Here is a 12986-nt window from a genome sequence, read left to right as displayed (position 1 = left end):
TAGACCTGGCCCGCGCGTCTGAAAAGTGCCGGGCCCGGATGGCCATGCGTGTTTTGCGCATTTCGGCTTGAGCGCGGACATAACAAAAAGGCGGGTCAGCGTCAAACAGTGACCAGCTTGACGCGCACGCACGGCATCAACGCGGGATTCTGTGCAACAATTCAGCCGCTTCCGGCGAAGTGTTGCGCGATTTTTTGGCTCAGGTTCAGCGGCCTGTGCCGGATCAGCCCGTAACGTTTCAACCGCGCACGCACGTCAGGGTCCTGGCCGCTGATCTCCGCATAGAAGGCGCGCAGGCCGTCTATGCCTTGTTCGTCCTTGATCCAGCTGAACAGCTCGTTCTTGTTCAGGCCGCCTTCTTCACGTGGCACGTTAGGCGACATACCGGGCTGGTATGACCCTCTGGTCATCCGAAAATCATAATGCGCGATCCAGTGATCCCAATCCGGTGCGTGACGGTGGCAGAGTTCAAACTGAGGCTGTTCGTGCTTGCAGGGCAGTAGTTTCTTGTTCTGGAACAGGTTGTGTATCCGAAAGCTGAGGTTTTCCAGCCCTGTGCGCACGATTAGCTTCCCTTGCACATGGCTCAGGAATCCGCCCAGCATAAAGGCGCCATAGGTTGGGTAAATCTCCCGCACCAGTGCCTCGCGCGTGGGGCTTTTGGGGAGATGCGCCTTATACAGATCATCGCCACCTGACATCGCTTCTGACGGCCGCACGCGGACCGCGGGTATATCCTGTGGGACTGTTGCCAGGACATCCGCGACCGGCTCTGACGTCCACAAAAACTCATCCGCATCGATATGAGCCAGCCAGTCCACATCAGTACGCCTATAGGTATGCGTCGCGATAAAGGTCTGGCGAATCTGGTGCTTATCCGGGCGTCCGCGCGTGCGTTTTGACCAGAATGCCTCATCGCACGATTGCACCTGCACCTTGGGATGCTGGCTGAGCGCCTGAAAGGCAGCCGGGTTCGGCTCGTCCAGAAATACATAAAGCCGGTCGACCCCCAGATCGAGGTGATGCGCCGCAAAGCCGAGGATATCCTCGGCCCGGCCACGGACCATCGAGACAATGCCCCAACGGGTCATGTGCGGGACCGCAGCGTCGCGCGCCGGTTGCGCATGTGTTTTAACCGGCGAAACACGGTGCCGGGATCGGCGTTTAACGTGCTAAACAAATGATCGGCAAGGGGCGCGATTGTGGGGTCATTCAGGGCCTTGGTCCAAACCGGTGCCATCAGATTGGTATCCAGCCCGCCAGAATCCAGCGAGAAGGATTTCATCTGCAGGGGTAAGGGTTTGTGGACCTTGTTGCGCGATCCATAGGGGGTTTCTGGCGCCGTGCCGGAAAACAGGCGTTCGTATTCGTAAATCTTCATCAATCCAAACAACATGCGCAGAGCTTGCCCGACTTCGCGCTGTGTTGGGGTCTGGCCGTGATCGGCAAAGGTCTGGACCGAGGAAACCAGCCAGCGCAGGTCCAGCACAGACAGAAGATGTGCGGACTGTTCAGCCCAGAGCCGCTGAAAAAGATCCGGGGTGTGGCGTGGGAATGACCGTTTGCGCAGATTTGCAACCAGTTGCGCGTTCAGAAAGGCAAGCTCAGACTGTCCGATGAACTCTTCGGCGATTTTCACCCGCTTACGATCCCATGAGGTCTGTATATCCAAGGGTGGCAGTTCCGTTGCGCTTGGCGGAACGGTTTGTGCGGCCAGTGCCTCAAGGTCTGCCTCCGGCGGGGGCAGCGTGTTCGCGCCGAATTCGAACGGGGCACGGCGCTTGTCATAGCCATCCAGCATATCGGGCAGGCCGCCGGGAAAGGTCAGATCGTCATCGCTCATGCCCGCAAGATTGCACAGCCGAGATCGGCAGTGCAATCAGCCCTTTCCCTTAAACCATCATCTCTTTGGTGGCCGTCAGGTTCAGCGCCGGATAGTCGCGCACGACGCGGTCGATATCCCATTGAAGACGCGTCAGATAGACGATGTCGCCATCATGGTCATGGGCGATGTGCTGCTTGTTGGCGTTGACGAATTTCTCGACCTCAAGTTTCTCACCGCTGACCCAACGGGCCGAGGTGAACTGAGACGCTTCGAACCGCACTGGCAGGCCGTATTCCATCTCGATCCGGCTGGCCAGCACTTCGAACTGCAGCGCGCCGACCACGCCCACGATAAAGCCCGATCCGATCGAGGGTTTGAACACCTTGGCCGCGCCTTCTTCGGCAAACTGCATCAGGGCTTTTTCCAGATGCTTGGCCTTCATCGGATCGCCCGGACGGACGGTCTGCAACAGTTCCGGCGCGAAAGAGGGGATGCCGGTCACGCGGATCGCTTCGCCTTCGGTCAGCGTATCGCCAATGCGCAGCTGTCCGTGGTTCGGAATGCCGATAATATCGCCGGCCCAGGCTTCTTCGGCCAGTTCCCGGTCGGAGGCCAGGAACAGAACCGGGTTCGAGATCGCCATCGGCTTTTTCGACCGCACATGGGTCAGCTTCATGCCACGTTTGAAATGTCCCGAAGCCATGCGCACAAAGGCCACACGGTCGCGGTGCTTGGGGTCCATATTGGCCTGTACCTTGAAGACAAACCCCGCGACCTTCTTCTCATCGGGTGCGATCTGGCGGGGTTCGGCGGATTGTATTTGCGGCTGCGGGCCATAAGCGCCGATGCCTTCCATCAATTCCTTCACACCGAACGAATTGATGGCCGAACCGAACCAGATCGGGGTCATATGGCCTTCCAAGACCGCTTGGGGATCGATCGCGGGCAGAAGTTCTCGCGCCATCTCGACCTCTTCCAGCAGTTTCTCCAGCAGATGTTCGGGCACGTGCTCGGCCAGCTTGGGATCATCCAGCCCGTCGATCTGGATGCTTTCAGCCACTTTGTTACGATCTGCGCGGTCCATCAGTTCCAGCCGGTCGCGCAGCATATCATAGCAGCCGATGAAATCGCGCCCCACGCCGATGGGCCAGGCCGCGGGCGTGACGTCGATGGCCAGCATTTCCTGGATTTCGTCGATGATCTCGAACGTGTCGCGGCTTTCGCGGTCCATCTTGTTACAGAAGGTCAGGATCGGCAGATCGCGCAGGCGGCAGACCTCGAACAGTTTCTGCGTCTGGCTTTCCACACCTTTTGCACCGTCAATCACCATCACGGCGGCATCCACCGCAGTCAGCGTGCGATAGGTATCTTCCGAGAAATCGCTGTGGCCAGGGGTGTCCACCAGATTGAACCGGAAATTCCCATAGTCGAACGACATCGCCGAGGCGGACACCGAGATGCCGCGATCTTTCTCCATTTGCATGAAGTCCGACCGCGTGCGCCGCGCCTCACCCTTGGCGCGCACCTGTCCCGCCATCTGGATCGCACCGCCGTACAGAAGGAACTTCTCGGTCAGCGTCGTTTTGCCCGCATCGGGGTGCGAGATGATGGCGAATGTCCGGCGCCGGGCGATCTCGGGCGGCAGGATAGGTTGGTTCGAGGCGGTATCAAGCATAAGCGCGCGTATAGGCGGGGAAACCCGCCGAGGCAAGACAAACGGGGTGGCGCGAATCGCCGGGCTATGGCAAAAAGAACATATAGTGAACAAATGGTGGAGTGGACCAATGAATTTGAAAGAAGTTGCGGACGAACTGGTCGCGGGTTGCCGCGAGAACAGGGCCAAGGAAAATCTGACCAAGCTCTATGCGCCCGACGCGGTCTCAGTCGAAGCGCAGGATATGCAAGGCATGGGCCGCGAAACGCAGGGCCTTGATGGCATTGGCGGCAAGCATGACTGGTGGGAAAACGCCCATGAGGTTTCAGGCGCATCGGTGAGCGATCCGTTCCTGCATGGCGACGACCGTTTTGCCGTGATCTTCGAAGTTCAGGGCAAAGTAAAGGAAACCGGCGAAAGCTTCGACATGCGTGAAGTGGCGATTTATCACGTCGCGAATGGAAAAATCGTGAGAGAGGAGTTCTTCTACTGACATTAGGCGAGTTCTTGTATTTCTTGCCTGAGTTTTGTTAGTCATCACGGACACCAAGGTCAGGGAAGAGCATGAAGTTTTCCCATTGTGTTTTCAGCACTGCGGTCGGAGCGCTTACGCTTTCGGCTGCAACAGCGGCGTTAGCCGAACAGGGGCGTTTGGAAACCAAACCCGCGGTATCAGAAATCAACGGCAAACTGTCGGTGCTGGGCAGCACCGGCAGCTTCGGAGAGATTTACGGTATCGACGGCAGCTTTTCCGCGCCCTTGGGGCACAGATTCGGTTTGCAGATCGACGGTCTTGCCGCGCGGCTGGATCCGGACAATCTAGACAGCGCAACAGCATTTGGCACCGGGGCACATCTGTTCTGGCGCGACCCTGATCAGGGGCTTTTGGGGTTATACGGGCATTACGTCGCAACAGATTTTGCCGACAGTGCCAATTTTCGTGCCATTGGGTTTGAGGCTGAAGCTTATCTTGATCGCTATACACTAAGCGCCGTGATTGGCGCTGAGGATGGCCGGATCAGTGGCACAGAGTTCGGCAAGATCGACTATGGCACAAGTATCTTCTCCTCTGCGTTTCTGTATTACTATCCAACAGATGATCTGAGCCTCTCAGTCGGGCATCGTTACGTGTTGAAGCAGAACCTGATCCAAGCTGGTGCAGAATGGATGCCGCGTTCTGCCGGTCTTGGCGATTCAAGTCTCTATCTGACGCTGTCTTACGACACAGAGGATGAGACCGCTGTTTTGATCGGTCTGCGGCGTTACTTTGGACAGAAGGGCAAATCGCTTATTCGTCGTCACCGCGAGGATGATCCTCAGGTCACGATATTGTGGATTGTGGAACAGGCGGTTGGTGATCTGGACAATATCATACAGACAATTCGAGAGTTTCGTGGCGGCTGATGGCGTACGAGACAAGGGCACTGGCTAGGCTGTAGGGGAAGTGAATGGATCTGGGAATTCGAGGAAAACGTGCTTTGGTGTGTGCCAGCAGCAAGGGGCTGGGCTTGGGATGCGCCGAAGCTTTGGCCGAGGCCGGTGTCGATCTGGTGATGAATGCGCGCGGGGTGGATGCGCTGGAGGCCGAGGCCGCGCGGTTGCGCTCTACCTACGGTGTGGATGTTCAGGCCGTCGCCTGTGATGTGACCACGCCAGATGGGCAGGCCCGGGTGATCGAAGCGGCGCAGGGTGTTGATATTCTGGTGAACAATGCCGGGGGGCCTCCGCCCGGGATGTGGTCGGATTGGGATCGCGATGATTTCATCAAGGCGCTGGACGCGAATATGCTGACGCCGATTGCCTTTATGAAAGCGTTGCTGCCCGCGATGATGGACAAGGGCTGGGGCAGGGTGGTCAATATCACCTCGCAATCCGTGCGCGCGCCAATTGCCGTGCTTGGCTTGTCAAATGCGGCGCGCACCGGCCTGACCGGCTATGTCGCAGGAACGGCCCGTCAGGTGGCCCCTCATGGGGTCAACATCAACAACCTGCTGCCGGGTATTCATGCAACCGACCGGGCGGACTCGCTCGATAGTGGTGTGGCGGCACAGCAGGACATTTCGATCGACGAAGCGCGGGCTGCGCGGGCCGCAACAATCCCAGCGCGCCGGTATGGTACCCGGGCCGAGTTTGGGGCCACCTGCGCCTTTCTGTGTTCGCAACAGGCCGGGTTTATCGTTGGGCAGAACATCCTGCTGGATGGCGGCGCAACCAACTTGACAATGTAGCCATGTCTCAAGGGTATTCGCTGAAAGATCAGCTGTTTAATGATGAGAAAACCCGGTATCTGGCCGGGCTTTTTGCTCAGGCGGACCCGTCCTTTAATCCGGATGCTTTTCATGGGCAGGTGATGTACCGGCTCACCGATCTGGAATTGAAAGAGCGCATGGCTTGGATTGCGGACTGTCTGCAATCGGCCCTACCGGGAACACTGCCCGACGTTGCGCCCGTGATCCTACGCGCGCTACCGCCGCCTTTGGACCCGACCAAAACGGATGATGATTTCGGTGATTTCATCTTTGCACCTTTGGGCGAATGGGTGGCCGCGATTGGGCTGGACGCGCCCGAGGACGCTCTGAACCTGTTCGAGGAGTTGACCCAGAGGTTTTCCATGGAATGGGCGATCCGCCCGTTCCTGAACCGCTGGCCCGATCTGGTTCTGAACCGGATGCAGGATTGGTGCGCGCATGACAGCTACCACGTCCGCCGATTGGTCAGCGAAGGCACGCGACCACGCCTGCCCTGGGGGCAGGCGATTGGACTGGAGCTGGATGATCCTCTGCCTTTGCTTGATCGGTTGCATGGAGACAATACACGCTATGTCACGCGCTCGATCGCAAACCATCTGAACGATATCTCAAAGAAACAGCCCGATCTGGTTCTTGCGCAGCTTCAGACTTGGAAAGCTGCGGGCAAACAGAATCCGGATGAGTTGGATTGGATGATCGGTCACACCCTGCGCGGCCTTGTAAAGGCGGGACATTCGGGCTCGATGGTCATGCTGGGCTATGATCCTGATGCCGAACTGACGGTTGGTATTCAGCTATTGGCAGAGGCACGGATTGGCGAAGCGCTGGAGTTTTCTGTGGTCCTGACAGGTCAGGGTGCGCAGCCGGTTCTTGTAGATTATATCATTCACTTTCAAAGACCTGGAGGGAAAACATCAGCGAAAGTGCACAAGCTGAAACAATCTGCTTTGAAGGATGGGACATTGCGTTTGGAGAAGCGCCACAAGCTTAAAGCCAGCGCAAGCACGTTCCAGTTGGTCCCCGGTGCGCATCGGCTTGAGATTCAGGTGAATGGCAAGGTGCGGGCAGGTGTTGATTTCGACCTGTTGGGCTGAGACATCTCACAGTTTTGTCAAATCGGGCCCGGTGGATTGCCCGGGCCGAAAAGTTGCACTAGCTGCTAGGCAGATATCGAACAGAGGACATCCGCGATGAAGCATGAATCGGTGCAGAACTATTACGGCGAAGTGCTGCAAAGCAGTGCGGATTTGCAGACCAATGCCTGCTGCACCCCCGATGACATGCCGGATCATCTGAAGAAAATCCTCTCGAAACTGCATGATGAGGTGCTGACCCGCTATTACGGCTGTGGCCTGATCGCGCCGCTGGACCTTGAGGGGATGAGCATCCTTGATCTGGGCTGCGGCGCTGGCCGGGATGTTTACGCCCTGTCGGCGATGGTGGGTGAGAACGGACGCGTGGTCGGCGTCGATATGACTCAGGAACAATTAGATGTGGCCCGTGCGCATCAGGACTACCACGCCAATGTTTTTGGCTATGCCACCGGCAATGTTGAATTCCACCACGGCTATATCGAAAAATTGGATGAGCTGGATCTGGAACCGGGCTCTTTCGATATCATCGTGTCGAACTGCGTGATCAACCTGGCCACCGATAAAGAGGCCGTCTTGCGTGGGGCGCATCGGCTGTTGAAAGAGGGCGGCGAGATGTACTTCTCGGACGTCTATGCGGATCGCCGCATCCCGCAAGCCATGGCCGAGGATGAGGTTCTGTATGGCGAATGCCTATCGGGCGCGTTGTACTGGAACGACTTTCTGTCCATCTCGCGCAAGGCGGGCTTTGGTGATCCACGCCGTGTAACCCATCGCCCGCTGACCATCGAAAACCCTGTGCTGGAAGAACGTGTCGCGCCGTTGAACTTCCTGTCGGCCACGTACCGTTTATTCAAGCTGCCCGCGCTGGAGCCCGCCTGTGAAGATTATGGTCAGGCGGTGATCTACAAGGGCACCATCCCCAACGCGCCGCATCGTTTTGAGCTGGATGACCATCACGCAATGGAAACCGGCAAGGTCTTCCCGGTGTGCGGCAACACATGGATGATGTTGAAAGACACGCGTTTTGCCCGTCATTTCGACTTTATCGGTGATTTCTCGACTCACTATGGCATTTTCGAAGGTTGTGGCGGCGAGAGCCCGTTTGAAGCAATGGGGGCCGAAGCCACTTCCGGCGGCTGCTGCTGATCCCTTGCGCCCAAGGGGCGGGGTTGCTATCCCCGCCCAAGCCCGATGGTTTTGATCGGGAAAGGTTACGGGGTCATCGGTGACAACAGACGCAACTCCTCCTCGTTTGGAAATCCGCAACATGATCCGCCGGTTCGACGGGCGGGTTGTGGTGGATGATGTGTCGCTTACCGTGCAGGCGGGGCAGGTGACTTGCCTGCTTGGGCCATCGGGTTGCGGGAAATCCACCACGCTGCGGATGATCGCCGGGGTCGAGATGCAGGATTCGGGCGAAATCTACGTCGATGGCAAGCTGATCTGCGATACCGTGTTTCGCGTGCCGCCGGAACGACGCGAAATTGGCTTGATGTTTCAAGATTTTGCACTGTTTCCACATCTGAGCGTTGCCAACAATGTGGCTTTTGGCCTGACCGGCAGCAAAGACCAGAAACGTGCCCGCGTCGAAGAACTGCTGCGCAAAGTTGATCTGATGCGCTTTATCGATGGCTACCCGCATCAGCTTTCAGGTGGCGAGCAGCAACGGGTTGCCTTGGCCCGTGCATTGGCCCCGCGCCCCCGGATCATGCTGATGGATGAGCCGTTTTCAGGCCTCGACAACCGGTTGCGCGATGGTATCCGCGATGAAACCCTGGCGATTCTGAAAGAAGAAGATGCCGCGGTGTTGTTGGTTACGCATGAGCCCGAAGAAGCGATGCGGATGGCGGATGAGATCGCCCTGATGCGCCGGGGCAAGATCGTGCAGCAAGGCGCGCCCTATAACGTCTACACCCGGCCCGCAGATAAAGAGGCGGTGGCCTTCTTTAGCGATGTCAATATCTTGCGGTCCGTCGTCAACGGGGCTTTGGCGGAAACACCTTTCGGTCAATTCCTGGCCCCGGGCATTCCGGATGGGACGGATGTCGAGATCGTGTTCCGCCCACAGCACGTTAAGCTGGATTTCGACCGCAATGGCAAAGGCCCGTTGCCGACCGCCACCGAAGGGGTCGCAGCGCGCGGTGTTGTCGAACGCGCCCGCTTTTTGGGCAATGAAAGCCTGGTCGAGTTTCGGATGGATTACGACGGTTCGATCCTTAAGACCACCGTGCCCAATGTGTTTGTCCCCAACCCGGGGCGGGTCATGTGGCTAACGATCCGCCGCGATCGCTGCTTCGTTTTCCCGCTCTGACGCTCAGTTTCCGCCTAAGTGGTGCGCGAAAGCCTCAGATTGCGTGCGCCCGTTGCTTGCCGCAACGCAAGGGCACGTCTATCAAGGGCCAAACGTGGGGATGATCGGGCAGATGCGTATACTTTTAACCAATGATGATGGGATCAACGCGCCGGGTCTGACGGTGCTTGAGGCGATTGCGGCTGAGGTGGCAGGGCCAGATGGCGAAGTTTGGGTCGTTGCTCCTGCGTTTGAGCAGTCGGGCGTCGGGCATTGTATCAGTTATACACACCCGACCATGGTGGCCGAGCTGGGCGAGCGCCGCTATGCAGCCGAAGGTTCGCCTGCGGATTGCGTATTGGCCGGTTTGCATGACGTGATGAAGGACGCGCCGCCCGATCTGGTGTTGTCTGGCGTCAATCGGGGCAATAACTCGGCTGAGAATACGGTCTATTCCGGCACAATTGGCGGCGCGATGGAGGCCGCCTTGCAGGGCGTGCCCGCCATTGCCCTGTCGCAATACTACGGTCCGCGCAACCGGGATCTGGCCGATCCGTTTGAAGCTGCCGTGCAACATGGCACCGATGTGGTGCGCAAGATATTGGTGGCGAACCCTGCGGATCAAACAGATTACCGCCTGTTTTATAATGTGAATTTCCCGCCCGTTCCTGCGGATGAGGTTCTGGGTATTCAAGTCTGCGGCCAAGGCTTCCGGCGCGAAACCCGCCATACAGTTGAGCCACAGACATCACCTTCGGGCCGGCGTTTTCTGTGGGTGCGGGGTGGGCCGCAGGACAAACCGACCGAGCCGGGCACAGATGCGGCAGCCAATCTGGCCGGATATATCTCGGTCACGCCGATGCGGGCGGATCTGACGGCCTATGATGCGCTAGAGGCGTTGAAGTCGATCGAATGAGTGGACTGGACCCCGAAACCGTCATGCAATTCCTGTTTGCCCTGCGCAAACGGGGCGTGACGGATGCGCGTGTGCTGGCCGCGATGGAGCAGATTGATCGGGGTCGCTTTGTCACCGGTCTGTTTGCGGATCGTGCGTATGAGGATATGCCGCTGCCCATCGCCTGTGGTCAGACGATCAGCCAACCCTCGGTCGTCGGGTTGATGACGCAGGCGCTGGACGTGCGCCCACGTGATACGGTTCTGGAGGTTGGGACAGGATCGGGCTATCAGGCCGCGGTTCTGTCAAAACTGGCGCGCCGGGTCTATACGGTTGAGCGCCATAAACGGTTGGTGAACGAAACCGGCCAGTTGTTTCGCCAGATGGGATTGACCAATGTGACCGCGATGCTGTCGGATGGGTCCTTTGGTTTGCCCGAACAAGCCCCCTTTGATCGGATCATTGTGACAGCCGCGGCAGAGGACCCACCCGGACCGCTCTTGGCGCAGCTGAAAATCGGGGGTATTATGGTTCTACCCGTAGGACAGTCAGATGCGGTACAGCAGTTGATCAAGGTCACGCGCACCGAGGATGGTCTGGACTATAACGAATTGTCGTCCGTCCGTTTCGTGCCCCTGCTTGAGGGGCTCGGGAAGGATGAGGCATAACAGGTATTTGAAGTTTGATCACCGGAACCCCGGACAACAGGGGCAGGTGTTGAGGGCAAACATGATGAGAGCAGTTTCCAAATCGGCGATGCGCCGTTGTGCGACCGGGGTGGCCGCATTGGCCATATTGGCCGGGTGCGAAGGCCCACTGGATTATGACCTGCGTGGTCAGATTGGCGGGTTTTCAACCACAGGCGCGGCGCAATCCGCCACCGCCAGCCGCCCGGCACCGGATGCGCGCGGCGTCATCACCTATCCGAATTATCAGGTGGCCGTGGCCCGTCGCGGCGATACCGTCCGTGATGTTGCGGCCCGTCTGGGTCTGCCCGAGGGCGAGCTGTCGCGGTTCAACGGATTGCAAACCACCGACACGCTGCGCGAGGGCGAAATCCTGGCATTGCCGCGTTCGGTGGGTGCGGCCAGCGGGGTTGACATCGCCTCGATCGCCGGATCGGCCATTGACCAGGCACCTGCGACAGGCGGGGTCCAGACAACAACCCTGGAACCTGCCAAACCGGCAGCGGCACCCGCGCCGACCGGGCCGGAACCGATTCAGCACAAGGTGAAACGCGGCGAGACAGCCTATACGATTTCGCGCCTGTACCAAGTGCCTGTCGAGTCTTTGGCTGAATGGAACGGTCTGGGTCCGGATTTCGCCATCCGTGAAGGCCAGTACCTGCTGATCCCGGTCAAGAACCAGCCCGCCCCGCGCGCGGCCGCTCCGGCGCCTGCAGTAGGGGCAACCAATGTAACGCAGCCGGGGCAGGGCTCACCCACGCCAACGCCGCCAAGCGCCACGCAGCCCTTGCCGGACCAACAGGTCGAGCCCCGCGCCGAAGCACCCGAGGCCCCTGATGTGACTGCCGAAGCTCCCAGCAACGCAAGCCGTTCTGCGCTTGCCTTGCCGGTGACCGGCAAGACCATTCGGACCTATGAGAAAGGCAAGAACGAGGGCATCGACATCGCAGCTGCGCCCGGTACGCCAGTCAAGGCCGCCGAGGCAGGAACCGTCGCCGCGATCACGGCAGATGCGGATCAGGTGCCGATCATTGTGGTCAAGCACAAGAACGACTTGCTGACCGTCTATGCCAATGTCGACGACATCACGGTCAAGAAAGGCGACCGTGTCAAACGCGGGCAGCAGATTGCCGCGTTGCGGGGTGGGGACAATGCCTATGTGCATTTCGAGGTCCGCAAAGGCTTCGAGTCGGTCGATCCCGAGCCCTATTTGCAGTGAACTAAATGGCCCGTATCGGGCCATGCCTCCGGCGGGGATATTTTTGGCCAGATGAAGCTGGGATCACGCGTGAGGGTCGTAGTCGCTGAGCTGTTTGCCGGGTTCATCTGTGAACAGTTCCGGTTGGGGCGTGACCGTTTCGATCAGGTCGATGCGGAAGACGCGGAAGCCGTCACGTAGCTCGCACCAGGCGGTCAGCGTCCAGACGCGGCCCCAGTATTCCATATGCAGGGGGCGGATCGTGCGGTCTGTCAATGTACCGTCAATGCGGCGATAGGATAGGTGCAGTTTCTGGCGTGATTTGATCGCGGCGCGGATCGGGGCCATATGGGCCAGCCCGCGGGCGGCATCGGCAAAGGGGTAGACGGCGAACTTCCAGGCGTCGGCTTCGGCTACGACCTGTGTAGGCAACACGGCGTCGATCTTTTCAGCAAGGGACTCGGCTGCAGCCTTGAGATCCGGATCGGCGGCTTCGGCGACGATGGCCATGCCGAGGTTCAGCGCCTCGAGCTCGGACGGGGTCAGGTTCAGCGGGGGCAGGGTGATCTGTTCGCGCACCATGTAGCCCACACCACGCTCGCCTTCGACCGGAATGCCAGAAGCCACCAGCGTGTCCATATCGCGGTAGATCGTGCGGACCGACACCTCAAGCCGGTCCGCGATGTCCTGCGCGCGGTGCAGTTTGCCGTCGCGCAGGATCTGGATGATATCGAACAGACGATCAGTGCGGCGCATGACACGCCATTCTGGAAGCGATTAGGCAGTCATGTTCCATAGCACATTCTCATGCCGCATCTGCAGGCTGTCGGGGTTGATGGCCGCCATCAGGGCCGGGGCGAACTCCTGTTCCGGGAACTGTGCCGCCGCGTTTTGCGCCGCCTGCATATCCTGCCAGACGACATAGTCGGTCCAACGCCCGTCATCGCCCTGGCTGAGCTGGCGATGGGCAAAGCCGGGTGCGGCGCGCACGAAGGCTTCGGTGGATTGGCTGAGCGCGACGAATGCTTCGGGCGAGGTGCCGTCGTTTAAAGTGAAAGTGACGATTTCTGCGACATGGGTCATGTGAGTCTCCGT

Annotated in this window: 14 protein-coding genes; 9 read left to right on the top strand and 5 right to left on the bottom strand. The window is 59.0% G+C overall.

The features are described 5' to 3' along the window. Window positions 1-161: 161 nt before the first annotated feature. From AC2FFE_RS07600 to AC2FFE_RS07590, 3 genes are read right to left on the bottom strand one after another with little or no spacing between them, the layout of a single operon-like run. On the bottom strand, window positions 162-1091 hold the full coding sequence (locus tag AC2FFE_RS07600) for a glycosyltransferase family 2 protein (RefSeq protein ID WP_496817547.1): 930 nt from the start codon (window positions 1089-1091) through the stop codon (window positions 162-164). Next, window positions 1088-1843 carry a hypothetical protein gene (locus AC2FFE_RS07595; RefSeq protein ID WP_496817548.1) on the bottom strand — a complete coding sequence of 252 codons (756 nt, stop codon included), beginning with the start codon at window positions 1841-1843 and terminating at the stop codon, window positions 1088-1090. The genes AC2FFE_RS07600 and AC2FFE_RS07595 overlap by 4 nt, the downstream gene beginning before the upstream one ends. A 49-nt stretch (window positions 1844-1892) precedes the next feature. After that, a complete protein-coding gene (locus tag AC2FFE_RS07590; protein WP_496817549.1) occupies window positions 1893-3500 on the bottom strand; it encodes a peptide chain release factor 3 in 1608 nt (535 codons plus the stop codon). 109 nt (window positions 3501-3609) lie between these two features. Here AC2FFE_RS07590 and AC2FFE_RS07585 point away from each other — a divergent pair, with 109 nt between their 5' ends. From AC2FFE_RS07585 to AC2FFE_RS07545, 9 genes are all read left to right on the top strand, one after another. After that, window positions 3610-3972 carry a SnoaL-like domain-containing protein gene (locus AC2FFE_RS07585; RefSeq protein ID WP_496846328.1) on the top strand — a complete coding sequence of 121 codons (363 nt, stop codon included), beginning with the start codon at window positions 3610-3612 and terminating at the stop codon, window positions 3970-3972. Between the two features lie 71 nt (window positions 3973-4043). Then, window positions 4044-4883 carry a hypothetical protein gene (locus tag AC2FFE_RS07580; protein WP_496846327.1) on the top strand — a complete coding sequence of 280 codons (840 nt, stop codon included), beginning with the start codon at window positions 4044-4046 and terminating at the stop codon, window positions 4881-4883. Between the two features lie 44 nt (window positions 4884-4927). Beyond that, window positions 4928-5707, top strand: a complete 780-nt coding sequence (locus tag AC2FFE_RS07575; protein WP_496817552.1) for an SDR family oxidoreductase — start codon at window positions 4928-4930, stop codon at window positions 5705-5707. Window positions 5708-5709: 2 nt separating this feature from the next. Continuing rightward, entirely contained in the window at window positions 5710-6822 is a 1113-nt protein-coding gene (locus AC2FFE_RS07570; protein WP_496846326.1) for a YhaZ family DNA alkylation repair protein, read from the top strand. 96 nt (window positions 6823-6918) lie between these two features. Beyond that, a complete protein-coding gene (locus AC2FFE_RS07565) occupies window positions 6919-7968 on the top strand; it encodes a methyltransferase domain-containing protein (protein ID WP_496846325.1) in 1050 nt (349 codons plus the stop codon). Window positions 7969-8089: 121 nt separating this feature from the next. Next, window positions 8090-9133: an ABC transporter ATP-binding protein gene (locus AC2FFE_RS07560; protein ID WP_496846468.1), complete on the top strand. Its 1044-nt coding sequence runs from the start codon at window positions 8090-8092 to the stop codon at window positions 9131-9133. A 112-nt stretch (window positions 9134-9245) separates the two neighbouring features. Further along, entirely contained in the window at window positions 9246-10028 is a 783-nt protein-coding gene (gene surE, locus AC2FFE_RS07555; protein ID WP_496817555.1) for a 5'/3'-nucleotidase SurE, read from the top strand. Continuing rightward, window positions 10025-10675, top strand: a complete 651-nt coding sequence (locus tag AC2FFE_RS07550; RefSeq protein WP_496817556.1) for a protein-L-isoaspartate(D-aspartate) O-methyltransferase — start codon at window positions 10025-10027, stop codon at window positions 10673-10675. The genes surE and AC2FFE_RS07550 overlap by 4 nt, the downstream gene beginning before the upstream one ends. 64 nt (window positions 10676-10739) lie before the next feature. Then, window positions 10740-11912 carry a peptidoglycan DD-metalloendopeptidase family protein gene (locus AC2FFE_RS07545; protein ID WP_496846467.1) on the top strand — a complete coding sequence of 391 codons (1173 nt, stop codon included), beginning with the start codon at window positions 10740-10742 and terminating at the stop codon, window positions 11910-11912. A 63-nt stretch (window positions 11913-11975) separates the two neighbouring features. Here AC2FFE_RS07545 and AC2FFE_RS07540 read toward each other — a convergent pair whose 3' ends face one another. Continuing rightward, complete coding sequence (locus AC2FFE_RS07540) at window positions 11976-12647, bottom strand: helix-turn-helix transcriptional regulator (RefSeq protein WP_496817557.1); 672 nt, start codon at window positions 12645-12647, stop codon at window positions 11976-11978. 21 nt (window positions 12648-12668) lie between these two features. Next, the gene (locus AC2FFE_RS07535) at window positions 12669-12974 is read right to left on the bottom strand and encodes a hypothetical protein (protein ID WP_496846324.1); all 306 of its coding nucleotides are present in this window, start codon (window positions 12972-12974) and stop codon (window positions 12669-12671) included. Window positions 12975-12986: the final 12 nt, after the last annotated feature.

Source organism: Ruegeria sp. YTSA168 (assembly GCF_059610045.1).
The sequence above is the reverse complement of the archived record's forward strand: the minus strand, read 5'-3'. Positions and strand labels throughout refer to the sequence as shown.